This is a genomic window from Paraburkholderia sp. BGA-UO-ETr-F21, from assembly GCF_059567925.1.
In genome coordinates this window covers 246,743-272,209 of the sequence record NZ_JCAQOY010000038.1, presented here as the reverse complement: position 1 = coordinate 272,209, position 25,467 = coordinate 246,743, and the positions used below count along the sequence as shown (strand labels likewise).

Genomic DNA, 25,467 nt, shown 5'->3' with positions numbered 1-25,467 from the left:
CGCCGACCCGGCGCGAAGCCAGGGCGCGCAAGGCGCAGGTCACGATGTCGCAGAATTCCCCTCCCGTGGACCCACGCCGCTCCCAAGGCGGCTCCGCGGACTCCCGAGCTGATCCCCGATTGATTCCGCCACGTAATACCGCCCGCGTCGTCGCGCGCGAACGTCTGCTGGCCCAATTACTCGACGCCCGGCGCAACCGTTGCGTCGTGCTCCAGGGCCCGGCCGGCTGCGGCAAGACGAGCCTGCTGATCGCGTGGCGCGAAGCCTTGCTTTCGCTCGGTTTCGACATCGCCTGGTTGACACTCGCACCGGAAGACAACGAACTCGCGCACTTTCTCGACTACCTCGTCGCGAGCCTCGCCCAGGTCGACCCGGCGATGTGCCATGAAGCGGCTCTGCTAGGCGGCCGCGGCATGGACGACGAAGCGGTCGAGCGCACGATCATCGCGCTCGTGCGCGGTATCGCCGCTCATTCGAACGACGTCACGCTGGTGCTGGACGACCTGCATCACGTTGCCAATGCGCGCAATCACGAAGCATTGCAATGGCTGCTCGACTACGCGCCGGCGAATCTCCATCTCGTGCTCGTCTCGCGTGGCACCGTGCCGCTTTCGCTGGGACGCCCGCGCGATCAGGGCCTCGCCCTGGAACTGGACATGCGCGATCTGCGCTTCACGGCCACCGAATCCGAGGCGTTTCTCAAAGCGCAGCTGGGCGAGATCGGCCAGCGCGAAGCGCGCCATATGCATGAACTGACCGACGGCTGGGTGGCGGGGCTGCAACTCTTCGCGATGCGTCTGAAGAGAAAAAAACAGGGCGCAACGGACCTCGCGCCGTCAGACCCGCTCGCGAACGCCCAACTGCTGGACGCCCGCGGGTTTGCAACGTATTTCGAACGCGAGGTGTTGTCGCGCCTTGCGCCTTCCGAAGTGGAAATGCTGGTCCGCATGGCAAGTTGCACGCGCGTCTGCGCGCCGCTGTGCATCGCCTTGATCGGCGACGAGCAGTCGCCTGCCGAAGTGCGTGCGTTGCTGACGAGACTGGAAAACGACAACCTGTTCATCGCCCCGATCGAGAGTTCGGGCAGCGAGACGTGGTATCGGCTGAACCCGCTTTTTCGCGAGACGCTGCTCGAGCGTTTTCGCGCGCGCAGCGAACTGCACCAACGCGAGGTGCATCTGGCGGCGTGGATCTGGTTTCGCGACCACCGCCAGCACGACGACGCCGTGCGGCACGCCTTACTCGCGGGCGAGTCGGCGGCGGCCGCCGATCTCGTGCTACGCGTCGCGCGGACCATGCAGATCGAAGGCGACCTGCGTAAGCTCGTCGGGCTGATCCGCCTGCTCCCGCTCGCCGAAGTCCAGGCGCGCATCGGATTGCGCCTGTGGATGGTGCACCTGCAACTGTATGCACGCGAATTCGACGCGTGCGCCGCGGCTATCGCGCGCCTGCAAACCGATATCCCCGAAAGCGATGCGAATTCGCGCTATCGCCTCATCCTGTTACGCGCAGCGCTCGCCGTTCAGCGCGACGACACGGACGAGGCGATATCGGTCTTGCCGGACATGCGGCAAATTCCCGCTCACGCCGACAGCCTCACCGTGGGCGGCCGCAACAACCTGCTCTCGTGGATTCACATGCGCCGCGGCGAGTACGATGAAGCGCGGCGTGTTCAGAGCGAGGCGCCGCAACTTCTCGTGGACGGCGCGCCGCTCATGGGCACCTCGGCCGGCACGCTGAACGGCCGCTGCATTGCGGGGTTCAGCTATGCGTTGGAGGGCAAGTTCATCCAGGTCGAGCGCATCAGTCGCGACGTGCTGTTCGAGGCGGATCAACACGGCAGCGCCACCGCCGAAGCGGCATGTTTCGCGGCAGCGCTGCTCGGCGAAGTGCTGTACGAATTCAACGAACTGGACGCGGCACGCAAACTTCTGGAGGACCGCGTCGACGTGCTCGAACGCGTGTCCATTCCGGACTCCGTATTGCGCGTCCTGACCGTGCTGTCAGCGGTCCATTGGGCCGCGGGACACCGGCTCGATGCCTTCGCCTATCTCGAACGTCTCGAAGAATACGCGACCCAATACGGTTTGCAGCGGCTCATCGCGCATAGTGTGGCCGAGCAGATTCATCGCCATCTGCTGAGCGGTCAGTTCGACGCAGCGGAAGCCGGGCTCGCGCGGCTCGACATGATCGTGGCGCGCGTGGTGAGCACACCGGTGGCCAGCACGGCGGGCACCGCTGCGGAAATCCACGCGATGGCGGAAAGCTCGCACATCAACTGGTGTATCGCTCACGAGGATTTCGAAGGCGCCGCGAGCCGTCTTCAGGCGCTGATTCCGTTCTGCGAGGCGCGCGGCTGGCAACGGCACCTTGCGCACTTCCAGATGCAAGCTGCGGTGGTCGACGCCCGTCGAGGCCGGGCCGAAGCCGCGCGCGAAGCCGTGCTCGCCGCGTTGCGCCGGGGCCACCGGCTGGGTCTCGTCCGCAGCCTGCTCGACGCCGATCCCGGCGCGCTGGACCTCATTACCGCCGTGGTGCAAGGCGAAGCGCACGATCCGGTCTTGTCCTTCTATGTGAGCCGGCTCCAGGCCGCGCACAAGGCCACCTCGGCGAGCGACGCGGAACCGGCTTTCAAACCCGCCAACCGTAACTCGCAGCCCACCGCCGCCGAAACGCTGAGCGAGCGCGAAGCCCGGGTTGTGGGCCTGCTTGCGCAGGCGTTGCCCAACAAGAAAATCGCCCGCACGCTCGGCATTTCGCCTGAGACCGTCAAGTGGCATCTGAAGAACATCTACGGCAAACTCGGCGTGACCAGTCGTGACGAAGCGGTCGCACGCGTCCGCGACCTCGAACTGGGCTCGACGCCCGTTGCCGGCGAAGAGACCGACTGACGCACCCGCGTCCTGACGTGCTCCGCCGGGTAGTCCTTCCTCGTTCGGCTCCATCCCTCCTCGCCACCCACCTCGGGTGGTTCGCTCGTCGCCACGAGCCACTATGCTCTAAGTCAAGGGGTCGCGCGCAGCCGTTCACGGCGTGCGCGCCTCACACAACAAACGCCGGTGCGCACCCTGTCGCGCGCTGAAGCTCAGGAGACAAGCGTAATGAGTACGCTCATGGCTAGTGAATACACGGCAGCCCCTTACCGTCCCGTACGCTTTCCGGAACGGCGTCCGCTCGTCGAACGCCGCGCCGACGGCACGTTGATGCTGAGTTCCGCCAGTCCGCCCCCCGACATCGCACACAACAGCTTCGCCGATTTCATCCCCGAATGGGCCGAGCGCCGCGGTGATAGTCCGGCATTCTGCGAACGCGATAGCAGCGGCGCCTGGCGCACGATCAGTTGGCGCGACCTGTGGCATCAGGTGCAAACGGTCGCTGCCTGCCTGCTGGAAATGGGCCTCGGCCAGCAGCACCCGCTGGTTCTGCTCTCGGGCAATTCGATCGAGCAGGCCGTGCTTCTGCTCGCAGCCGAGTATGTAGGCATTCCCGCTGCACCGGTTTCGCCCGCCTATTCCACGCTCAGCAAAAACTTCGCACGTCTGAAGGGCGTGCTCGAACTGGTGCCGCCGGCGGCGGTGTTCGTGCAGGACGCGGCGTCGTTCGAACGCGCGCTCACGATCACCGAACTGGCGGCAACGCCGGTCATCGCGGTACGCAACGCCCAGCCTTCACAACACGCATGGGCCGACCTGCTTGCCGTCGACATGACGCCGGCACGCGCCGCCGCCGTTGCCGCAGCGCACGCGGCGATCCGCAAGGACGATACCGTGCGCGTCCTCTTCACGTCGGGTTCGACTGGAACGCCGAAAGGCGTGCCGCTCGCTTACAGCAACTTCAAGGCAGTCGCCGCCTATTACGCCGACAATCTCGGCTGGCTGGGCGAATCGCAGCCGGTGTTCCTCGACTGGCTGCCGTGGCACCACGGCCTTGGCGGCGTGCTGAACATCGGCCGCTCCGTCCAGTTCGGCGCGACGCACTATATCGACGACGGACGCCCGCTGCCTGGCATGATCGAGCGCACCGTGCGCAACCTGCGTGAAGTGTCGCCCACGGTCTTTACCAGCGTCCCCTCCGCATGGGCCGTGCTGGCCGGCGAACTCGAGCGCGACCCCGTGCTCGCGCGCAGCCTGTTCGCCAATGTGCAGTACTTCGGCTATGGCGGAGCAAGCTTGCCGACGGACGTGTGGCATCGCATCCAGCGCGTGGCGGTGGACACGATCGGCAAGCGCATCGTCTTTTCGACAGGCCTTGCCTGCACCGAGACGAGCGGAATGGGCACCTACTGCGGCTGGCCCGCGACCGATCTCGGCAACATCGGCGGCCCTGTGCCGGGTTCGGAAGTGAAGCTGCTGCCGCTCGAAGGCGGCGACGGCCGCTACGAAATCCGCATGCGCGGCGCGAACGTGTTCGGCGGCTACATCGGCAATGCGGCGCTCACCGCCGCCGCTTTCGACGAAGAAGGTTACTTCCGGCTCGGCGACGCCGTGCGCCTCGCGAATCCGGACGATCCGGCGCAAGGCCTGCTGTTCGCAGGGCGGGTGGTCGAGGACTTCAAGCTGACGAACGGCACCTGGGTTCGAACCGGCGCGGTGCGGCTCGGTTTGCTCGATCAATGCGCCCCGCTCATTTCAGATGCCGTGATCTGCGGCCATGACCACGAATTTCTCGCCGCGCTCGCCTGGCCTAACGTGGCCGCCTGCCGGCGCCTCGCGCCCGAACTCGCCGAGCTCGACGCGGCTGCGCTGGTCGAGCATCCGCTCGTGGTCGCCGCGCTGCGCGAACGCCTCGCCGGCCACAAAGGCGGCGGCGCGAGCCGCACGATCGAACGCCTGATGCTGATGGCCGAGCCCCCGTCGATCGACGCCAATGAGATCGCCGAGAAAGGCTACGTGAACCAGGCCGTGACCCGCGCGCGCCGCGCTCATCTGATCGAACAGCTCTACCACACCGAACCTGCGGCACATATCGCCTGCGCGCGATAACGCCATCTATCCGCTCATGCCGCACTCATCCTCAGGAATTTAGTGATGCAAATTACCCGTACTGTTTTTCGTGACGATCATGAAATGCTACGCACCACGGTGCGTCGCTTCCTGGAACGGGAGTGCGCTCCCAAACAGGCCGAGTGGGACAAAGCCGGGCGCGTCGACCGCGAGACGTGGCTGAAGGCAGGCCGCGAGGGTCTGCTGTGCCTGACGCTGCCGACCGAATACGGTGGTGGCGGCGGCGACTTCGGCCACGCGGCGATCCTCAATGAGGAAACCAATCGCGCCGGGCTGAGTGGCCTCGGCTTCGGCGTGCACTCCGACGTGATTGCACCGTATATCGCGCGCATCGGCAATGAAGAGCAGAAGCAGAAATGGCTGCCGAAAACGTGTACCGGCGAATCCATTCTCGCGATCGGCATGACCGAGCCCGGCACCGGCAGCGACCTGAAGGCGATCCGCACCACCGCCTTGCGCGACGGCGACGAGTATGTGATCAACGGCAGCAAGACCTTCATCAGCAATGGCCTGAACGCCGACCTCATCATTCTGGTGTGCAAGACCGATCCTAGCGCGGGCTCCAAGGGCGTCAGCCTGATCGTCGTCGAGGCGACCCGTGAGGGATTCCGCCGTGGCCGCAAGCTCGACAAGGTTGGCATGCACTCGCAGGACACCGCTGAACTGTTCTTCGACAACGTGCGCGTGCCGGTTGGCAATCGTCTCGGTGAAGAGGGCAAAGGCTTCGCTTATCTGATGGGCGAACTGCCGCAGGAGCGTCTTTCGATTGCGATCGGCGCCGCCGCAAAACTCGAAGCCTGTCTCGAGCACACGATCAATTACGTCAAGGACCGCAGGGCCTTCAATCAGACCGTGTGGGACTTCCAGAACACCAAGTTCAAGCTGGCCGACATCAAGGCGCAGGCAACCGCGGTGCGCGTGCTGGTCGACCACTACCTCGCTGAACACGTGCGCCGGCGCCTGACGCTGGAGGAAGCCGCGATCGCCAAGCTGTTCGCCACGGAATCGCTCGGCAAGGCACTCGACGACATGGTGCAACTGCACGGCGGTTACGGCTACATGCTGGAGTACCCCGTGGCCCGCGCGTTCGCCGACGCCCGCGTCAACCGCATCTATGGCGGCACGAGCGAGGTCATGCGCGACCTCATCTCCCGCAAGCTGTAATTCGAACATTCCATTTCCAAGGAGCAGTGATATGACTCGTAACGTGTTCGTCGCCGGCGTCGGCATGATTCCGTTCAAGAAGCCCGGCACCAGCGACCCCTACGACGTGATGGGCGCGGGCGCCGTGCGCGAAGCACTCGCCGATGCCGGAATCGACTACGCGGATGTGCAGCAGGCCTACGCCGGCTATGTGTACGGCGACTCGACCTGCGGTCAGAAAGCGCTTTATCACGTCGGCATGAGCGGCATTCCCGTCATCAACGTGAACAACAACTGCGCGACGGGTTCGTCGGCGCTGTTCCTCGCGCGTCAGGCGGTGCAAAGCGGCGTGGTCGATTGCGCGCTCGCCGTCGGATTCGAATTCATGCAGCCGGGCGCGTTGTCGTCGAAGTGGAGCGACCGTGCGCCGGCGCTCGAACGTGCGCTGAATCTGGTCAACGAACTGGTGGATCGCACCGATCTGCCGAGCGCGATCCGTCAGTTCAGCGGCGCGGGCCGGGCTCACATGGAAAAGTACGGCACGAAGCTGGAAACGTTCGCGAAGATTCGCGCGAAGGCGAGCCGGCACGCGGCGCGCAATCCGCTCGCCGTGTTCCGCACCGTCGTAACGCCGGAAGAAGTGCTCGCCTCGCCGATGATCTGGGAAGGCGTGCTCACGCGTCTGATGGCCTGCCCGCCGACCTGCGGCGCGGCCGCGGCCATCGTGGTGTCGGAGGAATTCGCCCGCAAACGCGGCCTGCGCACCGACGTGCTGATTGCGGGCCAGTCTCTCACTACCGATCTGCCCAGCACGTACGACTCGCGCGACATGATCCGTGTGGTCGGCTTCGACATGACACGCGCCGGCGCGAAGCTCGCTTATGAGCAGGCCGGTGTCGGCCCGGAAGATATCGACGTGATCGAACTGCACGACTGCTTCGCGCAAAACGAGCTGCTGACCTACGAAGGTCTGGGTCTGTGCGGAGAAGGCGAAGCGGAAAAACTCGTCAACGATGGCGACAACACGTATGGCGGCAAGTGGGTGGTCAACCCGTCGGGCGGTTTGCTGTCGAAAGGGCATCCGTTGGGCGCGACCGGTCTTGCGCAGTGCTACGAACTGACGCATCAGTTGCGCGGCACGGCCGAGCAACGCCAGGTGGAAGGCGCGAAGGTCGCGCTTGCGCACAATCTGGGGCTCGGCGGAGCGTGCGTCACGACCGTGTACAAGGCCGCGTAGTGCGCCACCTCTATCGGAGTGTCCGACATGATCGATAAAAAACACATCGGCAAAGTCATTCCCGCGTTTCGCACCGTGACCGACGCGGCCCGCCTGCGGTTCTTCGCCAAGGCAACCGGCGAAACCAACCCGGTCTACTTCGACGAATCCGCTGCCCGCGACGCGGGTCACCCGGGTCTGCCATTGCCGCCCACGTTCCTGTTCTCGCTCGAACTGGAGCAGCCGGACAAAAGCTGGCGCGACGAGATCGGCATCCAGGTTGCGCGCATCCTGCATGGCGAACAGTCGTTCACCTATCACCGGATGGCCTACGCCGGCGACGTGCTGCTCTTCGAATGCCACATCGCCGACATCTACGACAAGAAAGGTGGCGCGCTCGATTTCGTGGTGCGCGAAACGCGGGTGACCAACCAGAAAGGCGAGCATGTGGCCGACATGCGCAGCGTGCTGGTCCACCGCAACGGCTGAGAGGAGACACGAATGAGCACATTGAGCTTCGACGACGTCAAGGTGGGCGACACGCTGCCGCCGCTGACGCTCGCGCCGATCGACCGCACGACGCTGGCGCTTTTTGCCGGCGCTTCGGGCGATCACAACGCGGTCCACATCGACCTCGACTTCGCGCGCCGCAGCGGCATGCCCGACGTCTTCGCCCACGGCATGCTGTCGATGGCGTATCTCGGACGCTTGCTGAACGCCTGGGTCGATCAGCGGCAACTGCGGCAATTCGGCGTGCGCTTTGTCGGCATCACGCATCTCGGACACCGGATCACGTGCAGTGGCCGGGTCGTCGAGAAGTTCGAAGCCGACGGCGAGCGCCGCGTGAAAGTAGAGATCCAGACGGCCAATCAATATGGCGAACCGCGCGTCCTCGGCGACGCCGTGATCGCTCTGTAATCCGCATCAATCAAGGAGACAACACATGGGAAAGCTTGACGGCAAGGTTGCGCTGGTCACCGGTTCGGGTCGCGGCATCGGCCGCGCGATCGCCGAGAAACTGGCGAGCGAGGGCGCACGCCTCGTGATCAACGACCTCGACGCCGATCCGGCGCATGAAACGGTCGAAGTGCTGAAGAAGATGGGCGCGGAAGCCGTAGCGTGTCCTGGCAACGTAAGCGCACCGGATTTCGCTGAGCGTTTCGTCAACACGGCGATGAGCACGTTCAAGAGCATTGACATCATCGTCAACAATGCCGGCTATACGTGGGACGACGTGGTCCAGAAGATGACCGACGAGCAGTGGTACGCGATCATCGACTGCCACATGACGGCGCCCTTTCGCATCCTGCGTGCGGCGTACCCGCACATCAAGGCACTGCATGCCGCCGACAAGGAAGCCGGCCGCGACGTGTACCGCAAGATCGTCAACATCTCGTCGACGTCCGCGCTTAACGGTAATGCCGGGCAGATGAATTACTCGTCGGCCAAGGCCGGCGTGATCGGCATGACCCGCGCGCTGAGCCGCGAATGGGGGCGCTTCAACGTCAACGTGAATTGCGTGGCATTCGGTCTGATCCACACCCGCATGACCTCGGCTGATGCGAAGGCAGGGGCGACGGTCTCGATCGAAGGCCGGGATATCCGCGTCGGCCTGAATCCTGAATTGCTCAAGTCGCACGCGCAGCGCAATCCGCTCGGTCGCGGCGGCACGCCCGAAGAAGCAGCCGGCGGCGTCTACCTGTTCTGCTCGCCCGAGTCGAACTACATCACCGGTCAGACCATCGCGGTCGCGGGCAATCTGCAGTAATCCCACACGGTCCCGGCATTCGACCGGGCCTCGTCTGCGCTGGCATGTGTCGTCAAGCATGCCGGCGTTTGCATTTCAACGACCGGGTGTACGGACATCGCGCCGTCTGCTTACTCGCCCTGTCGATTGGCCGACGTCTTCCGGAGCCAAACCAATCATGACCGATGACACTCGCATCGCGCCGACCGGCAGCGCGCTTCCTTCCGTGAGCTATCCCTTCGAGTCGCCGCCAATGTCCGGCAACGTGTTGGAGGTTGCGCCAGGTGTGCAATGGATTCGCATGCCGCTGCCCTACTCGCTCGATCACATCAACGTGTGGACGATCGCGGACGGCGACGGCTGGGCTATCGTCGACACGGGAGCACGCACGGATGCCGCCACGGCCTTATGGCGTCGCCTTTGCACCGAGTCTTCCGCGAGCCGCCCTGTCACGCGCGTGTTCGTCACGCACATGCACCCCGATCACGTGGGAATGGCAGGCTGGCTCACGCGGACTTTCGACTGCCGTCTGTGGATGACGCGCCTCGAATACCTCAATTGCCGCGTCGCCGCGTCGGACACCGGCCGCGAGGCGCCCGACGACGGCGTGGCGTTCTACCGCCGCGCCGGCTGGAGCGCGGCGGCGATTGAACTCTATCGCGCACGCTTCGGCCGCTTCGGGCAGCATATTCATGCGCTGCCGGACAGTTTTCGGCGCCTGCATGACGCGGAGGAAATCATGATTGGCCGGCACACGTGGCGGGTGATCGTCGGCACCGGCCATTCGCCGGAGCACGCCTGTCTGTATTGCCCGGAGTTGAAGGTGTTGATTTCCGGCGATCAGGTGCTGCCGCGAATCTCATCGAATGTCTCGGTGTATCCGCTCGAACCGGACGCCAACCCGATGGCGGACTGGTATGCGTCGATCGCAAAACTGAAGGAGCAGGTCCCGGACGACGTGCTCGTGCTACCCGCTCATAACGACTGTTTCCGCGGCCTGCATGCGCGGCTGGATCATCTGCGACGCAGCCAGGACCGCAGCCTCGATCGGTTGCGGCAAGCGCTCAGCGAACCGCGGCGCGCCGTCGACGTGTTTGGCGCGCTGTTTGCGCGCAGGGTCGGCGAAGAGGATATGTCGCAAATGAGCCTCGCGACCGGCGAAAGCCTCGCGTGCCTGAACTACCTGATCGGGCGTGGCGAAGTTCGGCGCGAACTTCGTGATGACGGGACCAACTGGTATTCGCTGGTGTCGTAACAGTGCAAAGGGGGCATCGCCGCGCGACGCGGCGATGCCCCCTTCTTGCCTTCCATGCTGCGTTGAGAAGCCTCAGATCGCGCTGACCAGTTGCGGCACGGCATCGAACAGATCGGCTTCCAGGCCGTAATCCGCGATGCTGAAGATCGGCGCCTCCGGATCCTTGTTGATTGCGACAATGACCTTCGAATCCTTCATGCCCGCCAGATGCTGAATCGCCCCCGAGATTCCGCACGCCACATACAGTTGCGGCGCGACGATCTTGCCCGTCTGGCCCACTTGCCAGTCGTTCGGCGCAAATCCCGCGTCCACCGCCGCGCGGCTCGCGCCCAGCGCGGCACCGAGCTTGTCGGCGAGCGGTGTGAGGACTTCGTTGAATCGATCGCTGCTGCCAAGCGCACGCCCGCCGCTCACGACGATCTGTGCACCGGCAAGTTCGGGCCGGTCGCTTTTCGCGACCACGCGTTCGACGAAGGTGGACAAACCACTGTCCGCAACCGCGTCGACCGTTTCAATGTGCGCCGCGCCGCCTTCGGCCGGCAAGGCATCGAATCCCGTCACGCGCACGGTCAGCACCTTCACCGGGTCGCTGCTTTGCACCGTCACCAGCGCATTGCCCGCGTAGATGGGACGCTGGAACGTGTCCGGACTCACCACCCGAACGATATCCGAGACCTGCGCCACGTCGAGCAGCGCCGCGACGCGCGGCGCGACGTTCTTGCCAGCGCTAGTGGACGGAAACAGGATATGGCCGTAACCCGCGGCGAGCGCGACAACCTGAGCCGCGATATTCTCGGCGAGACCGTCGCTGAGATGCGGCGCGTCTGCGTGGAGCACGCGCGTCACGCCTGTGATCGCAGCGGCGGCTTTTGCCGCACCGGTTGCTTCATGCCCGGCTACGAGCACATGAACCTCGGCGCCGCATTGCAAGGCGGCCGCAACCGTGTTCAGCGTGGCGGTCCTGATCGAAACCTGATCGTGTTCGGCCACGACCAGCACTTGATTGGATGCAGTCATATCGATTTCCTCAGATGACTTTCGCTTCGTTCTTGAGCTTCGCGACCAGCGCCGCGACATCGGGCACCTTCACGCCCGCACTGCGCGCGGCCGGTTCCGTCGTGCTGAGCGCCTTCAGACGCGGCGCGACATCCACGCCGAGTTGTTCCGGCGTGACGACATCGAGCGGCTTTTTCTTCGCCTTCATGATGTTGGGCAGCGTCGCATAGCGCGGTTCGTTCAGGCGCAAGTCGCTCGTAACCACCGCAGGCAGCTTGAGCCGCAACGTCTCGAGCCCCCCATCGATTTCGCGCGTCACCGTCGCGCAATCGTTCGACACCTCCACCCGGCTTGCAAACGTGGCCTGCGGAAAGCCAGCGAGCGCCGCCAGCATTTGCCCGGTCTGGTTGCAGTCGTTATCGATCGCCTGTTTGCCGAGGATCACCAGCTGCGGTTGCTCCTTGTCGACCAGCGCCTTCAGCAGCTTGGCGACGGCGAGCGGCTGCAATTCTGCATCCGTCTCGACCAGAATGCCGCGATCCGCGCCGATCGCCATCGCCGTGCGCAAAGTCTCCTGAGAGGCGCTCGTGCCACACGACACCGCGATCACTTCGCTGACCACGCCTTTTTCCCGCAGACGCACCGCTTCTTCGACGGCGATTTCATCGAACGGATTGATGCTCATCTTGACGTTCGCCAACTCGACGCCCGAGCCGTCCGACTTGACTCGAACCTTGACGTTGAAGTCCACCACGCGTTTCACCGCGACCAGTACTTTCATCTTTTGTCTCCAAACCCAACTTGTCTTTTCTGATGGCGCTTTACGCTTCAGTCCGGTAGCCCAAGCCGTGATCGCGCATGCGTGCAACAGCGGCTTCGTCGAAGCCCCAATCGCGTAATGCGGCCAGGCCGTGTTCACCGCGCTGCGGGGCCGGCTGCGCGATCTTCGAAGGCGTCGCGGAAAAGCGCGGCGCAGGCGCCGGCTGCACGACGCCCGCTACCTCGACGAAGCTGCCGCGAGCACGGTGTTGCGGATGCGCCGGCGCTTCCGAGAAGCTCAACACCGGCGCAACACATGCATCGCTGCCTTCGAACACCGCACACCATTCGTCGCGCGTACGCGTAAGAAAGGCCGCTGTGAAGCGTTCGCGCAGCACGGGCCAGCCGCTGCGATCGTGCTGTGCCGGCAGGCCCGCTTGCGCGAGGCCGAGCTTCGACAGAAGCTCCGCGTAAAAGCGCGCTTCGACCGCGCCAACCGCCATGTAGCCGCCGTCTTTCGTGCGATAACTGTCGTACCAGGGCGTGCCGCCATCCAGCAGATTGCTGGCGCGCTCTTCCCGCCAGTTACCCGAGGCGAGCAGCCCCCAGATCACCGAGCCCAACTGCGCCGCGCCTTCGATCATCGCGGCGTCGACGACCTGGCCTTCGCCGCCGCGCTGCACGTTGAACAATGCCGCCACCACACCCAACGCCAGCAGCATGCCGCCACCGCCGTAGTCGCCCACGAGGTTCAAAGGCGGCACGGGCGGCTCACCGGCGCGACCAATACCCGACAACACGCCGGACAGTGCGATGTAGTTCAGATCGTGGCCTGCCCGCTCGGCGAGTGGCCCGGTTTGCCCCCACCCCGTCATGCGCCCGTACACGAGCCGGGGATTGCGAGCCAAAGCGGCTTGCGGTCCAAGCCCGAGACGCTCCATCGTGCCGGGGCGAAACCCTTCGATCACGACGTCGGCGCGCGACATCAGATCCAGCGCGGCCTCGATCGCCTGCGGCTGCTTCAGATCGAGCGTGACCGAGCGACGGCCGCGCCCTGTGACGTCCGCACGCTTGCCGTTGGTCTTCGGACCCAGATCGGCAGGTGGAAGCGGCCGGTCGATACGCAAGACATCTGCGCCCATATCGGCCAGCAACATGGCGCCGAAGGGCCCCGGTCCGATCGCCTCGAATTCCAGCACGCGAATACCGCTCAAAACACCCATCGTCCCTCCACTCTGCGTTTTGCATGACGGTGCGCCGCGCGCACCGTTATTGGTTGGCACCCACCGTTGAAGTCGGCCCTGCCTGAGTAGAAGTAAGCCAGAATGCGCGCAAACCGGCACCACCCCGGTCGGGTAGCAGGGCGGATCAATCTAACGGCCACTGATACAGCGCGGGCTCTTTTTGACAGAACGCTGAACCGCTGTCGCTAGCTGACCTGACGATCCTGACCCACCCAGTACTTTGCGCGAATGGCTTTCTTGTCGACCTTGCCGATCGCCGTCAGAGGCAAAGCAGTTTCGAAGAATAGAGTCTTCGGCGCCGACACAACGCCCTTGCGCGCAGCAACGAACTCGATCAGCGCGCGTGCGCTCACCGTCGCCTGTGGTTTCAGCACGACCACGGCGGTCACCGCTTCGCCCCACTTCGGGTCGGGCACGCCAATTACGGCAGACATGGCCACCGCCGGATGGAGCGCGAGACAGTTCTCCACTTCGCTGGAATAGACGTTGAAACCGCCGGAAATAATCATATCCTTGGCCCGGTCGACCAGATACACATAGCCCTCGGCATCCCTACGTGCCATGTCGCCCGTGTGCAGCCAGCCACCCGCGAAGGCTTTATCGGTTTCGTCAGGCCGGTTCAGGTAACCCGACATGACCAGCGATCCACGCACGCAAAGCTCACCGACCTCACCGGCCGGCACTTCCGCGTGATCGGCGTCGAGCAGTTTGACTTCGTTGCCGGGGAGTACACGGCCACAAGAAGCCAGCAGATGCGGCCTCGCAGGATCGTGCTCGTCCGAGCGCAGATAGCTCACCGTCATGGGGGCTTCAACCTGACCATAAATCTGCCCAAAAATCTGACCGAACTTCTGCAGTCCCTCCTGCAGACGCGCGGGCGTGATGGGAGACGCCCCGTACCAGAGGCGTTGCAGACTCGCCAGGTTGTAGTCGCCGAGGACCGGCGACTCGAGCAGCCCGTAGATCTGGCTGGGAACAAGAAACGTGCAATTAATGCCGTGGGTCTGAATAGTCTCGAGGAATCGCTCCGGGTGGTACTTGTCCATAAAGAAGACCGTGCCGCCGCGTAGAAAGGTGGGCAGGATGAACGCGCCCGCTGCGTGGGAGATCGGCGTTGCCGCGAGGAAACGAGGCTGCGCCGGCCATTCCCAGCACGCCAGTTGCTGCAGTGTCATCGTTACGATTGCGCGATGCCGTTGAAGCACGCCCTTGGATTGCCCAGTTGTGCCTCCGGTATAGGAGATCTTGGCAATGTCGTCGGGTTGGGCGTCATATTCCGCCTCGGAAGGGTCCATGCTGGCCGAGGCCACCTGGATATCTGTACCAAACGCGGACGGGCCCAGCGTGAGCACGTGCCCGACGATACCCAGGCGTGCCAATGCGGCCCCGCGCTCGGCATAGCGGGCGGTGTCCACCACCAGCGCTTTCATTCCGCTATCGCGCAGCACATACGCATGATCATCCTCAGAGCCAAGCGGATGCAACGGGATAAGACGCAGTCCGAACAGTTGCGCGGCGATCAGCACGACCACCGCATCAGGACTGTTGCCTGACAATAGCCCGATGCCATCCTGGGGGCGAACTCCGATGGACTCGAAATACGCCACCATACGCTTGCAACGGCAAGCAAGCTCTTCATAACTTAGCCGCACGCCATCACCCACGAGGGCTTCGCGCGACGCAAAGGCCTTAAAGGCCGAACGGTACAGCGCGCCTACCGTGGCGCCTTCATGGGGGGCAATCTTGCTGGGCATTTCAACGTCCTTTTTGCTGTAGTGCTCGGGCACACGGGAGCTGACCGGTGCCCGGGATCGTTGCGCTGCCTCGCGGGAGGCAGCTTATACAATCGATCCACGCCTGAGCGCGCGACGGTTCACGCGAGGTTCACGCGAGGTTCACGCGAGGTTCACGCGAGGTTCGACGGGTATTCGACCGGTGCGGAGCCGTCGGTTGCGGAACGTTTCAGCCACAGCGCCACCGCCTGGATCAACAGTGGAATCGCCAGCAGCGAAAACACCGTGCTCACGTCGAGGTTGAATTTCAGCATCAACCCGCCTGCAACCGGACCCAACATACCGCCGAACCGGCCCATGCCGGTCATCCACGACACGCCGGTCGCGCGGCCACTGGTTGGATAGAACGACGCTGCCAAAGCCGCCATCGACATCACCGCGCCATTCACGCACACGCCGGCAGCAAACGTACTGAGCGCGAGAAGCATGAGACTGCCCTTTTGCTCGCCGAGTAGCCAGATGGCCAGCGCCCCGCCGGCAACGGCAATCGCCACGACGCTGTTCTTCTCGAAGCGCCCCATCAACCACCCCAGGCAAAGGGTGCCTGCCATTCCGCCTAGCGAGAACAGCCCGGTAATGAAGGAAGCCTGACTAGTGGTAACGCCGCTGCCCCGAAGCAACAGCGGCATCCAGCCGTTCAACAGGTAATACACAAACGCAGCACAGAAGTAGGCGCACCACAGCATCAGCGTACCGAACCGGAAACCGCGCGACAAAATCACTGACACGCCCTGCTTTCCCCGGGTTTCCGCGTCCTCTGAAATCACGAAGTGAGCCCCGTCGAAGGATGTATCGGGGGCGATGCGTCGCAGCACAGTTGCCACGCGCTCAGACGGCAAGCCTCGCGATACCATGAATCGCAGCGGCTCGGACAGCACGAATATCGACACTACGGCGAGGACAAGCGGTACCACGCCGCCGACGACAAAAATGCTCGCCCAGCCAAACGCGGGGACCAGGACCGCCGCAATCAGTCCACACGCCGCCGCGCCCAGCATGACGCCACAATTCACAAAATTGACGAGAAGCGGACCGCGGCGAGTCGGGGTGTATTCGTACACAACCGTTAAAGCCACCGGCATCGCCGCCCCCAACCCCAGGCCGGTGATAAAGCGCAGTGCCGCGAGTGCGGCAACGCTGCCGGCCAACGCGGTCAGGATGCTCCCGATTGCGGACGTCATCATCATGATGATCAACACCCGTTTAGGGCTGCTCCAGTCTGACAGCGCCCCCCCGAGTAGCGCGCCAGCCGTCATTCCCAGCACTCCCGCACTCATTGCAGTGCCCAGTTGAGCTTTCGTGATATGCCACTCGCCAATGAGTGATGGCGCCGCATAGCCGATGGCGGCAATGTCATACGCGTCGACTGTGAGAATCAGAAAACACAACGCGATGACGAGCCATTGATAGTGCGAGAAGCTTCGGTTGTCGATGAACTGCTTTACGTCTATTGTCTGCGATGGCAAATGCATGCCCGCCTCCTATTCTTACCGGTCCGCAACATTCACGGAGTTTTAGAAATATCGTCATTCATGGCACGCGGAATGAGTGAACTGCCGACATCATTCGACTGCTACCGGGAACATCAAGCAGGCAATTCGATTCCGCCTGGAAGGTTTGTCACATCCCTGGATCCACGCCCGTCGCTCCGCCTGCCAATGTCCATCGGCGTCATTGCCAGAAACGACTTCCTCACACATTTGCCTCCTCTTGAATTAGTTATACTTATTTAATAAACAACAACTCATCGTTAAAACCAGAATATTCTCGTGATCAGGCAAGCCTCGGATCGTTGCACCTAACCCGCGTAGTGGCCGGACATTCGGTACGGGTAGTACCGGTGTCCTCAACCACATCGCACGCCATGGCGCGGGATGGCGAGGCTGGTCAATTAATGTTGCGTTGCCTGCCCGCCCAGTACGGCGCACGGATGTCCCGCTTCAGAACCTTGCCGGCAGCCGACAACGGCAGTTGCTCCCGGAACTCGACGGTCCTCGGGCACTTATAGGCGGCGATGAACAGGCGGCAATGTCCGCGAATATCGTCTTCGCCGAGCGTCACGCCAGGCTTGCAGACCACCACGGCATGCACGGCCTCGCCCCACGTGTCGTGCGGAATTCCGATGACCGCGCAGGCGGCGACCGCGGGATGCCGCGCGATCACGCTCTCCACTTCGGCGGAGTAAACGTTCTCGCCACCGCTGACGATCATGTCCTTGATGCGGTCCACAATGTAGAGATAACCCTGCGCGTCCATGTACGCGCCGTCGCCGGTATGCAGCCAGCCGTCGCGAACGGCCTGCGCGGTCTCCTCGGGCTTCTTCCAGTAGCCGGCCATGACGTTCGGCCCGCGCACGACGATCTCGCCGACCGTGCCGCGCGGCACTTCCTCGCCGTCGCAATCGACCACCTTCACCATCAGTCCCGGCAAGCCGCGACCGATCGAGCGGTACAGGCCGCTTTTGCGGCCCGCTTCATCGTGGTTGGAAGGTGAGTTCGCCGAAATGCTCGGACACGCCTCGGTCATCCCGTAAGAATGCGCGAGCTGCAGATTTGGCAAGGCTTCGATCAGCCGGTCCAATAGCGTTTCCGGGATCGGCGACGCGCCGTAGGTAAGGCGCTTCAGGCTGGTCAGATCGGTGCGGGCAAAGTCGGGATGATTGAGCACCGTCTGGATCATGGTCGGCACGAGCAGCGTGTCGCTTACGCGCTCCTCGCCGATCGCCTTGAGCACCTCGCCCGCGTCGAAGGCCGGAATGACGACGTGCGCCTCGCCGGCGATGAACTGCACGAGCGCGCGTCCGAGCCCGGCGACATGGAAGAACGGCGCCGCATGCAGAACCGCGCTATCGGGCAGGGGCGCGGACTCGGCAATCCGCATGATGCACGACGACCAGACGTTCAGATGCGTCTGCATCACGCCCTTCGGAAAACCGGTCGTGCCACCGGTGTACATGATGCACGCGAGATCGGCGCCACCACGGCCGGCGTCAGGCATCGGCGCAGCGGCCGCGATCAACGCGTCGAACGAGAGCATGCCGGGCGGCGCCGCGCCGTCGCCGGCATGAATCAGGATCGGCGCGGTCCGGGCGAGCGCGCACACTTCCGGCGCGATATCGGCGAAGTGGTCGTCGACGATCAGGATGCGCGTGTCGCAATCGTTCAGCGAATAGGCGATCTCCGCCACGCTCCAACGAATGTTGACCGGGTTCAGCACGCCACCGCCCCACCACACGCCCATTACGTATTCGAGGTAGCGGTCGGAATTGAGCGCGAGCATGCCGATGCGATCATCCGCTGTCATGCCGATTCCACGCAACGCGGCCGCCAGACGCGCGGTCCGATCCGCGAACTCGCGAAACGTCCGCCGACGTCCCTTGAACGAAATCGCCACCCGGTCCGGGTTCTGCTGAAGCGAGCGATGCAGGCCCTGGGTCAGATACATGCTGGTCTCCTTGGCTGTGTATGAGCGTTTAAGGCCGCCGTGCTGCGAACCTCACCGGATCTCGCGCACGCACGCGAGGCAAGAGGTGTTCAGGCCACGGACATGGACGCAGGACACGAGCGCGCGTCCGCGCCGACAACACGCTGCGCGAACGCGCGCGCTGCCTGCGCCGCGTCGCTGATCAATTGCTCAACGATCTGCGCGGCCGGAACAATCGCGTCCGCGAAGCCGCCTGCCGGTCCGAGCGACACGATGCCGGCCTCCACGTCGCCGTCCTGATAGACGCGTTGCCGCGTCCGCGACGACAGGATCAGATCGCCGAAGTCACTGTGCCGGCGAGCACCCGCGGCTTCGAGCCGCTGGACCTCGCGCGCGGCCTCGTTGTCCAGCACGCGCCAGGTGTCGCCGAGCGATGCGAGGATCGCGGTCGAGCAATGCGCGTCGGCGGCGACAATGCGCTGCTTCAACGCATCGTGTGCGGCGATTTCCGAGGCGACCATGAAGCGGCTGCCCATCACCACGCCGTCGGCGCCTAGCGCAAGCGCGGCGGCAATCTGACGACCGTTGCCGATACCGCCGCCGATCACGAGCGGAACATGAATCTTCTCTAGTGCATATGCCCCGTTCACGAATGCGGAAAGCTGATTGGCGCCGGGATGGCCGCCTTCTTCAAGGCCGACCAACGCGAGTGCATCCACACCGAGGCGCTGCGCGCTCACCGCATGGCGCACGCTCGGGCATTTGTGGATCAGCACACCGCCGCCCTGTCGAATCGGCTCTACCAACTGCTCAGGCGACGCGCCCGCGCTTTCAAAGTGACGCACGCCTTCTTCGAGCGCGATCCTGATCCAGTCGGCGACGTCGCGATTCAGTTCTGCGCGGCGCGACAACGTCAGATTCACGCCGAAGGGCCGGCCCTCGCTCAGGGCTCTGCAACGGCGCAGATCGCTGCGCAGTGCATCCGCACTGCTGAACGAGCGCGCGGTGATAAAGCCCATCGCACCCGCGTTCACCACCGCCGCGACAATGCCCGACTGGCCGAGGTGATGCATGCCGCCGAGCAGGATCGGATGGCGAATGCCGAAGCAATCGGTAATGCGTGTGCGAAAGCGCTGCGTGGTTGCCGGCTCGCGAGCGCCTTCGCATGCCAGACGATCGGCGGCCGCTCTATCCATTGAACGACGGCGACCGTTTCTCGATGAACGCCGCAACCGCCTCGCGATGGTCTGCCGTTTGATGCGAGAGCGCCTGATAAGCCGCCGACATTTCCAGTAGCGTGTCCAGCCGGCAATGCATGCCTTCGCGCAGTAAGCGCTTGGCCAGCCGTACTGCGTGAGGCGGGTTGGCGGCGATCGAACGCGCGAGGCCTTGCGCGACGGTGAGAAGTTCGCCGTGCGGCACGACGCGGGAAACCAGATTCCATTCGAGCGCCTGTTGCGCGTCGATCATCTGGCCCGTGAAGGTCAACTCCGCGGCGCGCGACAAACCGATGATGCGCGGCAGCAGCCACGCGCCGCCGTCGCCGGGAATGATGCCGAGCTTGACGAAGCTCTCGGCGAATTTTGCAAGCTCGGACGCAATGCGGATATCGCACATGCAGGCAAGGTCGAGTCCCGCGCCGATCGCCGCGCCATTCACGGCGGCAATGACCGGCACCTCCAGATTGAACAACGCCAGCGGGAGTTGCTGAATGCCGCGCCGGTAATCCTGGCGAATCTCCATGCCGGGCAGCGTGCCCGACGCATGCCGTTCCATGTCGTGGATATTGCCGCCCGACGAGAACGCCGTGCCGGCGCCCGTCAGGATAACGGCCCGCACGGAACGGTCGGCTTCGATGCGCGCGATCGCCGTCAGAAACTCCTCCACCGCTGTGTTGCCGGTGAGCGGATTGCGCCGTTCCGGTTCGTTCATCGTCAGCGTGACGATGTGTCCGTCCTGTTCGTAGTTCAGAAATTGGCTCATAGGATGTCTAATCGTCTCCGCTGCTGTATAGGTTTTCCGCTGACGCCGGAGCGGCGTGAGCAGATGCGCTGTCCGCCTTTCACCTCTTCATGCGGCGGCGCATGGCGCGGTTCGCGCGAAGTCCGCGAACGTGCCGTGCTCCTGCGCGAGCACCGCGCTCCCCACCATGCGATTCCAGAATGCCTCCGAGCCGTCCGCCATGCGCCATTCATGCAGCCTGCGCGTGTAGAGCTGGAGATCGTATTCGGCAGTCACGCCGATTGCGCCATGCAACGCATGCGCCGTCGACGCCACCAGCGGCACCGCCATGCTCGTGCGCGCTTTGGCGATCGCTGTCGCGAGCCGCTCGGGCACGGCGCCCGCGCCCGAGAACGCCAGTTCGGATGCCATCCCGGCCGACGCCACGTGCTGGGCCATCACGCTCAACTGATGCTGCACCGCCTGAAATTTGCCAATCGACTTGCCGAATTGCGAGCGATCGTTGCAGTACTGCAGCGTCATTGCGAACACGCGATCCATCGCGCCGGCGATAGCTGCCGCATGGATCGCAGCGCTGAACCGCAGCACCTCTTCGCCGTTCGCGCCGAGCGGCGCGGGCACGGCATTGATGCCCCAACTCAGCGTGCCGCTAAAGCTGCCGTGCACGCCGCAGGGTTTGCGTTCGGCTCGCGCGGCGTCAAGCAGCAGCAAATCACCGTCGACATTGGCCAGTACGTGGTCACAGGTCATGCCGAACGGCACCTGAGGCGCCTCCAACGCGCCATTCTCGCGACGGCGGCAAGCGCCCGCGAGCGTCGTCATGCCGGCAGGCGCCGCGACTCCGGTGCCGCGCAGGAGCGCACGCGCCGCGATGCTCTGTGCGAGCGGCACGGGGACCGCATAGCGCCCAAGGGCCGTGAAAACCGGCGCGCTTGCCGGCAACGACAGTCCGGCGCCGCCGTCGCTTTCCGGCGTCAGCAACTCCAGAAAGCCGGCCTCCTCCACTGCGTTCCAGATAGACGCGGGCGTGCCGCCGTTCTCGATCGCGCGGATCGCTTCGGGTGTGGCGCGGTCGCGCAGAATAGCTTCAATGGCTTCGGTGAACATGCAGGTCTCTTCCTCGTCCAGATGGGTTAGCGCAAACCAAGACCGCGCGCGATCATGCCGCGCAGCACTTCGCGCGTGCCGCCGCGCAGCGAGAAGGTCGGCGAGATCTGGCTGAGGTAGGCCACCGTGCGATACAACTCGGGATCGATGGTCTGGGCAGGGTCCGCGCTGATCGCCGCTTCCAGTTGCGCGGGAATGGCCTGTTCGAACTCGGTGCCGATGTCCTTGACGAGCGCAGCCTCGACCACCGGGCTTTCGCCATGCGCGAGTCTCGCGGTCACCGCGATCGACAGGCAGCGCAGCGTGGCCAGTTGCGTTGCGAAGCCGCCGAGCAAGGCGAGGTCGGCGTCGTTCGCGCCGTGGCGGCGCAGTTGCGCGCGCCAGCAGTCGAGCAGCACCACGCTCGAATAAAGCCGCTCGGGGCCGCTGCGTTCGAAAGCCAGTTCGGCTGTGACCTGCTGCCAGCCGGCACCCTCGTCGCCGATCAACGCGTCGTCGGCGAGGAATACGTTGTCGAACGTCACTTCGGAGAAGTGGGCGTCGCCAGTGAGATCCACGATCGGCCGCACGTCGACGCCGGGCAGCGACAGATCGACGATGAACTGCGACAGCCCCTTCTGCCGATCCTCCGGCACGCCCGACGATCGCACCAGCGCAATCATGTACTGGCAATGCTGCGCGTTGGTCGTCCAGATCTTGCGCCCGGTCAGACGCCAGCCGCCGTCGCAGCGCACCGCACGGGTTCGCACGCTCGCGAGATCGGAACCCGAGTCGGGCTCGCTCATGCCGATGCAGAAGAACGCGCTCGCGGCACAGATGCGCGGCAGGTAGAAGTCCTTCTGCGCCTCGGTGCCGTAACGCAGAATCAACGGCCCGCTTTGACGGTCGGCGATCCAGTGTGCCGCGACCGGCGCACCCGCGGCCAGCAGTTCCTCGACCAGCACGAAGCGTCGGAACGCGTCCATGCCCGCGCCGCCGTAACTCGCCGGCAGGGTCAGCCCGATCCAGCCGCGCGCCGCGAGACGTCGGCTGAACTCCGCGTCGAAGCCCATCCAGGAACGGGCACGAACATCGTCCGGCGCCGCTGGCAGGTGCTCGTCAAGAAAGTGCTTCACGTCCGCACGGAACGCTTCGGCCGCGGCGGGCAGCGCCGTCAGGTGGAAAGCATCCAACAGGTTGTTCACGTCTCACTCCAGATTTTTGTAGTCGCCTCGCCGCTGCGGGTCTGCGGGTTATGAATCCGCACGCTCCGCTCGTGCGTCATAGCGCTCACGCAGTGCCTGCTTGTACAGCTTGCCGGTCGGCAGGCGCGGCATCGCGTCGATGAAATCGATCGAGCGCGGCACCATGTAGCGCGCCACTCGCGTGCGCAGGTAAGCCAATAGCCGTTCCGCGAGCGCGTCCGACGGCACCACGCCGGGCATCGGTTCGACAATCGCTTTGACCTGCTCGCCCATCTCGGCGTCGGGCACGCCGATCACCGCCGCATCCTGCACATCGGGATGCACGGCCAGCGCGTCTTCAATCGCTTGCGGATAGATGTTGACTCCGCCGGAGATGATCATGAACGCCTTGCGATCGGTCAGATACAGATAGCCGTCGCTATCCACATGACCTATGTCGCCGACCGCCGTCCACGCCGGATAGCGGGGATGCTGTGCGGCACGGGTCTTGTCGGGATCGTTGTGGTAGTGAAACGGCAACTGGTCCCGCTCGAAATAGACGGTGCCGGTTTCGCCGACCGGCAACTCGTTGCCGTCGTCGTCGCAGATATGAATGACGCCGAGCAGCGCGCGGCCAACCGAACCGGGATGCGCGAGCCACTCCTCGGTGCTGAGCGTGGTCACGCCATTGCCCTCAGTCGACGAGTAATACTCCTCGATGATCGGCCCCCACCAGTCGATCATCTGCCGCTTGACCTCCTGTGGGCACGGTGCGGCCGCATGAATCGCCACCCGGTGGCTCGACAGGTCGAATGCATCGCGCAGCGAGGGGCCGAGCTTGAGCAGGCGGATCAACATGGTCGGCACCCACTGGCTGTGCGTGACGCGATAGCGCTCGATCGCCCGCAGCGCTTCGAGCGGATCGAACTTCTCCATGAAGACCACGGTGCCACCGCCAAACTGCGTCTCGATTCCGTAGCCGAGCGGCGCGGTGTGATAGAGCGGCGCCGGCGACAGATACACCGTTTGCGCGTCAAAGCCATAGCGCTCGAACTGCGGGCGGCGCGCGGAACCGGAACCTTCGGTCACCCGGCCCTGAGGCTGCGCGCGAATAATGCCCTTCGGACGGCCGGTCGTGCCCGAGCTATAGATCATCATGGCGCCCAGCCAGTCGTCGTCAAGACGACTGGCGGGATAGCGGCCGGTCACGGCTTCATAGCTTTCCCAGCCGGAAATGGTGCCGTCGACCATCAGCCGCAGACGGCACGTCGGCATCATGCTGGTCAGTCCGGCCGCGAGCTCGCGCATTGCATACGAACTGACCACCACTTGCGCGTTGCTGTCCTCGATGATGCCGGCTGCTTCCGCCGCGGTCAGGTAGCGATTGACCGGCGTGATCATCAAGCCGGAACGCAGCGCCGCCCAACACACCTCGAAGCAGCGCATGTTGTTCTCGAGCACCATCGCGATATGGTCGCCGCGCCGCAGCCCCGCTGCGTACAGACACTGCGCGAAGCGATTCGAACGCTGGTCGAGTTCGCGATAGGTCAACACCTCGCCGCTCGTGCTGTTGATCGCGGCGGCCTTATCCGGCGTCAGTTCGGCATGGTCGCCGAGGTACTTTGGGGTTCCGCTCATGCAGACTCTCCTGCGATGCGTGAAGGTTTCGGGCGCTTACGCTACCGTCTCCGGAATTTCGCCGGAGGTCAGCGCATTCGGCGCGGCCTGCTCCACCAACCCCGGTATCAAAGCACCGAGTTCCGCCGCATCCCAACGCCCGTCCTTCTCGATGCGCGGGCCGGCATGCCAGCCTTCGGCCACCGTGATACGGCCACCGCGCACGCCAAACACACGCCCGGTGATACCGCTCGACGCACTGCTGCCCAGCCATGCCACGAGGGGCGCGACATTGCCGGCATCCAGCGGATCGAAGCCCGGTGCGGCGCCCGCGGTGAATTCGTCGCGCCGCTTCGCGAAGATGTCTTCGGTGAGGCGGCTCATTGCGGTCGGATAGATCGCATTCACGGTCACACCATAGCGCTCCAGTTCGCGAGCCGCAATCACCGACATGGCGGCGATACCGGCCTTTGCCGCGCCATAGTTGGCCTGGCCAGGATTGCAGTACAGACCCGACGACGAACTGGTGTTGATGAGCCGCGCCACCCGCTCGCGACCCGCCTTGGCCTCCTCGCGCCAGTATGCGGCAGCGTGGCGCGACGGCGCAAAAGTGCCGCGCATGTGTACGCGAATCACCGAGTCCCAGTCTTCCTCGCTCATGTTGACCAGCGTGCGATCGCGCAGAATGCCCGCGTTGTTGACCAGCACGTCGAGTCCGCCGAAAACGGAAATGGCCGTGTCGATCATGTTCTTCGCGCCCTGCCAGTCGGCCACGTCGTCGAAGTTCGCGACAGCTTCGCCGCCGAGCGCTTCGATTTCGGCGACCACGTCAAGCGCCGGACCGCTCGCCGCGCCCGAACCATCCCCCTTGCCGCCGAGATCGTTGACGACGACTTTCGCCCCCTGACGGGCGAACTCCAGAGCGTATTCACGTCCGAGGCCTCGACCGGCGCCGGTGACGACCACAACGCGATTCTTGCAAAGTTGCTGCATGGGAAATCCTCAGTGCTGTTTGCTATCCAGACGTTTGCGCAGGAGA

20 protein-coding genes are annotated in these 25,467 nt (G+C 64.3%); 8 read left to right on the top strand and 12 right to left on the bottom strand.

Annotated features, from left to right (window positions below; genetic code table 11):
- Window positions 1–44: 44 nt before the first annotated feature.
- From AC57B1_RS29350 to AC57B1_RS29315, 8 genes are all read left to right on the top strand, one after another.
- The gene (locus AC57B1_RS29350; protein WP_496419433.1) at window positions 45–2,891 is read left to right on the top strand and encodes a winged helix-turn-helix domain-containing protein; all 2,847 of its coding nucleotides are present in this window, start codon (window positions 45–47) and stop codon (window positions 2,889–2,891) included.
- 210 nt (window positions 2,892–3,101) lie between these two features.
- A complete protein-coding gene (locus AC57B1_RS29345) occupies window positions 3,102–4,982 on the top strand; it encodes a feruloyl-CoA synthase (RefSeq protein WP_496419432.1) in 1,881 nt (626 codons plus the stop codon).
- A gap of 45 nt (window positions 4,983–5,027) precedes the next feature.
- Window positions 5,028–6,167 carry an acyl-CoA dehydrogenase family protein gene (locus AC57B1_RS29340; protein ID WP_091804502.1) on the top strand — a complete coding sequence of 380 codons (1,140 nt, stop codon included), beginning with the start codon at window positions 5,028–5,030 and terminating at the stop codon, window positions 6,165–6,167.
- A 31-nt stretch (window positions 6,168–6,198) separates the two neighbouring features.
- Window positions 6,199–7,383, top strand: a complete 1,185-nt coding sequence (locus tag AC57B1_RS29335; RefSeq protein WP_091804505.1) for a lipid-transfer protein — start codon at window positions 6,199–6,201, stop codon at window positions 7,381–7,383.
- A gap of 27 nt (window positions 7,384–7,410) precedes the next feature.
- Window positions 7,411–7,851 (top strand): MaoC family dehydratase N-terminal domain-containing protein, encoded by a 441-nt coding sequence (locus tag AC57B1_RS29330; protein ID WP_408348695.1) that lies wholly within the window; start codon window positions 7,411–7,413, stop codon window positions 7,849–7,851.
- A 12-nt stretch (window positions 7,852–7,863) separates the two neighbouring features.
- Window positions 7,864–8,280 carry a MaoC family dehydratase gene (locus AC57B1_RS29325; protein ID WP_496419431.1) on the top strand — a complete coding sequence of 139 codons (417 nt, stop codon included), beginning with the start codon at window positions 7,864–7,866 and terminating at the stop codon, window positions 8,278–8,280.
- A 25-nt stretch (window positions 8,281–8,305) separates the two neighbouring features.
- Window positions 8,306–9,130, top strand: coding sequence for an SDR family NAD(P)-dependent oxidoreductase (locus tag AC57B1_RS29320; protein WP_091804514.1), 825 nt, complete (start codon window positions 8,306–8,308; stop codon window positions 9,128–9,130).
- 157 nt (window positions 9,131–9,287) lie between these two features.
- Window positions 9,288–10,364 carry an MBL fold metallo-hydrolase gene (locus tag AC57B1_RS29315; protein ID WP_496419430.1) on the top strand — a complete coding sequence of 359 codons (1,077 nt, stop codon included), beginning with the start codon at window positions 9,288–9,290 and terminating at the stop codon, window positions 10,362–10,364.
- A gap of 72 nt (window positions 10,365–10,436) precedes the next feature.
- Here AC57B1_RS29315 and AC57B1_RS29310 read toward each other — a convergent pair whose 3' ends face one another.
- The 12 genes from AC57B1_RS29310 to AC57B1_RS29255 form a co-directional block, all read right to left on the bottom strand.
- Window positions 10,437–11,381 carry an electron transfer flavoprotein subunit alpha/FixB family protein gene (locus AC57B1_RS29310; RefSeq protein WP_496419429.1) on the bottom strand — a complete coding sequence of 315 codons (945 nt, stop codon included), beginning with the start codon at window positions 11,379–11,381 and terminating at the stop codon, window positions 10,437–10,439.
- Between the two features lie 10 nt (window positions 11,382–11,391).
- The gene (locus tag AC57B1_RS29305; RefSeq protein WP_496419428.1) at window positions 11,392–12,141 is read right to left on the bottom strand and encodes an electron transfer flavoprotein subunit beta/FixA family protein; all 750 of its coding nucleotides are present in this window, start codon (window positions 12,139–12,141) and stop codon (window positions 11,392–11,394) included.
- 40 nt (window positions 12,142–12,181) lie between these two features.
- Entirely contained in the window at window positions 12,182–13,342 is a 1,161-nt protein-coding gene (locus AC57B1_RS29300; RefSeq protein ID WP_496419427.1) for a CaiB/BaiF CoA transferase family protein, read from the bottom strand.
- 206 nt (window positions 13,343–13,548) lie between these two features.
- Window positions 13,549–15,117, bottom strand: coding sequence for an AMP-binding protein (locus AC57B1_RS29295; RefSeq protein WP_496419426.1), 1,569 nt, complete (start codon window positions 15,115–15,117; stop codon window positions 13,549–13,551).
- Window positions 15,118–15,269: 152 nt separating this feature from the next.
- Window positions 15,270–16,628, bottom strand: coding sequence for an MFS transporter (locus AC57B1_RS29290; protein WP_496419425.1), 1,359 nt, complete (start codon window positions 16,626–16,628; stop codon window positions 15,270–15,272).
- Window positions 16,629–17,043: 415 nt separating this feature from the next.
- Window positions 17,044–18,600, bottom strand: coding sequence for an acyl-CoA synthetase (locus AC57B1_RS29285; protein ID WP_496419424.1), 1,557 nt, complete (start codon window positions 18,598–18,600; stop codon window positions 17,044–17,046).
- A gap of 89 nt (window positions 18,601–18,689) precedes the next feature.
- Window positions 18,690–19,775, bottom strand: a complete 1,086-nt coding sequence (locus AC57B1_RS29280) for an NAD(P)H-dependent flavin oxidoreductase (RefSeq protein ID WP_496419423.1) — start codon at window positions 19,773–19,775, stop codon at window positions 18,690–18,692.
- Entirely contained in the window at window positions 19,768–20,562 is a 795-nt protein-coding gene (locus AC57B1_RS29275) for a crotonase/enoyl-CoA hydratase family protein (RefSeq protein ID WP_408348722.1), read from the bottom strand. The genes AC57B1_RS29280 and AC57B1_RS29275 overlap by 8 nt, the downstream gene beginning before the upstream one ends.
- A gap of 87 nt (window positions 20,563–20,649) precedes the next feature.
- A complete protein-coding gene (locus AC57B1_RS29270) occupies window positions 20,650–21,648 on the bottom strand; it encodes an acyl-CoA dehydrogenase family protein (RefSeq protein WP_496419422.1) in 999 nt (332 codons plus the stop codon).
- A gap of 26 nt (window positions 21,649–21,674) precedes the next feature.
- Entirely contained in the window at window positions 21,675–22,832 is a 1,158-nt protein-coding gene (locus AC57B1_RS29265) for an acyl-CoA dehydrogenase family protein (protein ID WP_408183777.1), read from the bottom strand.
- 48 nt (window positions 22,833–22,880) lie between these two features.
- Window positions 22,881–24,449 (bottom strand): acyl-CoA synthetase, encoded by a 1,569-nt coding sequence (locus AC57B1_RS29260; RefSeq protein WP_496419421.1) that lies wholly within the window; start codon window positions 24,447–24,449, stop codon window positions 22,881–22,883.
- A 36-nt stretch (window positions 24,450–24,485) separates the two neighbouring features.
- Window positions 24,486–25,421 carry an SDR family oxidoreductase gene (locus AC57B1_RS29255; RefSeq protein ID WP_408183773.1) on the bottom strand — a complete coding sequence of 312 codons (936 nt, stop codon included), beginning with the start codon at window positions 25,419–25,421 and terminating at the stop codon, window positions 24,486–24,488.
- Window positions 25,422–25,467 lie beyond the last annotated feature (46 nt).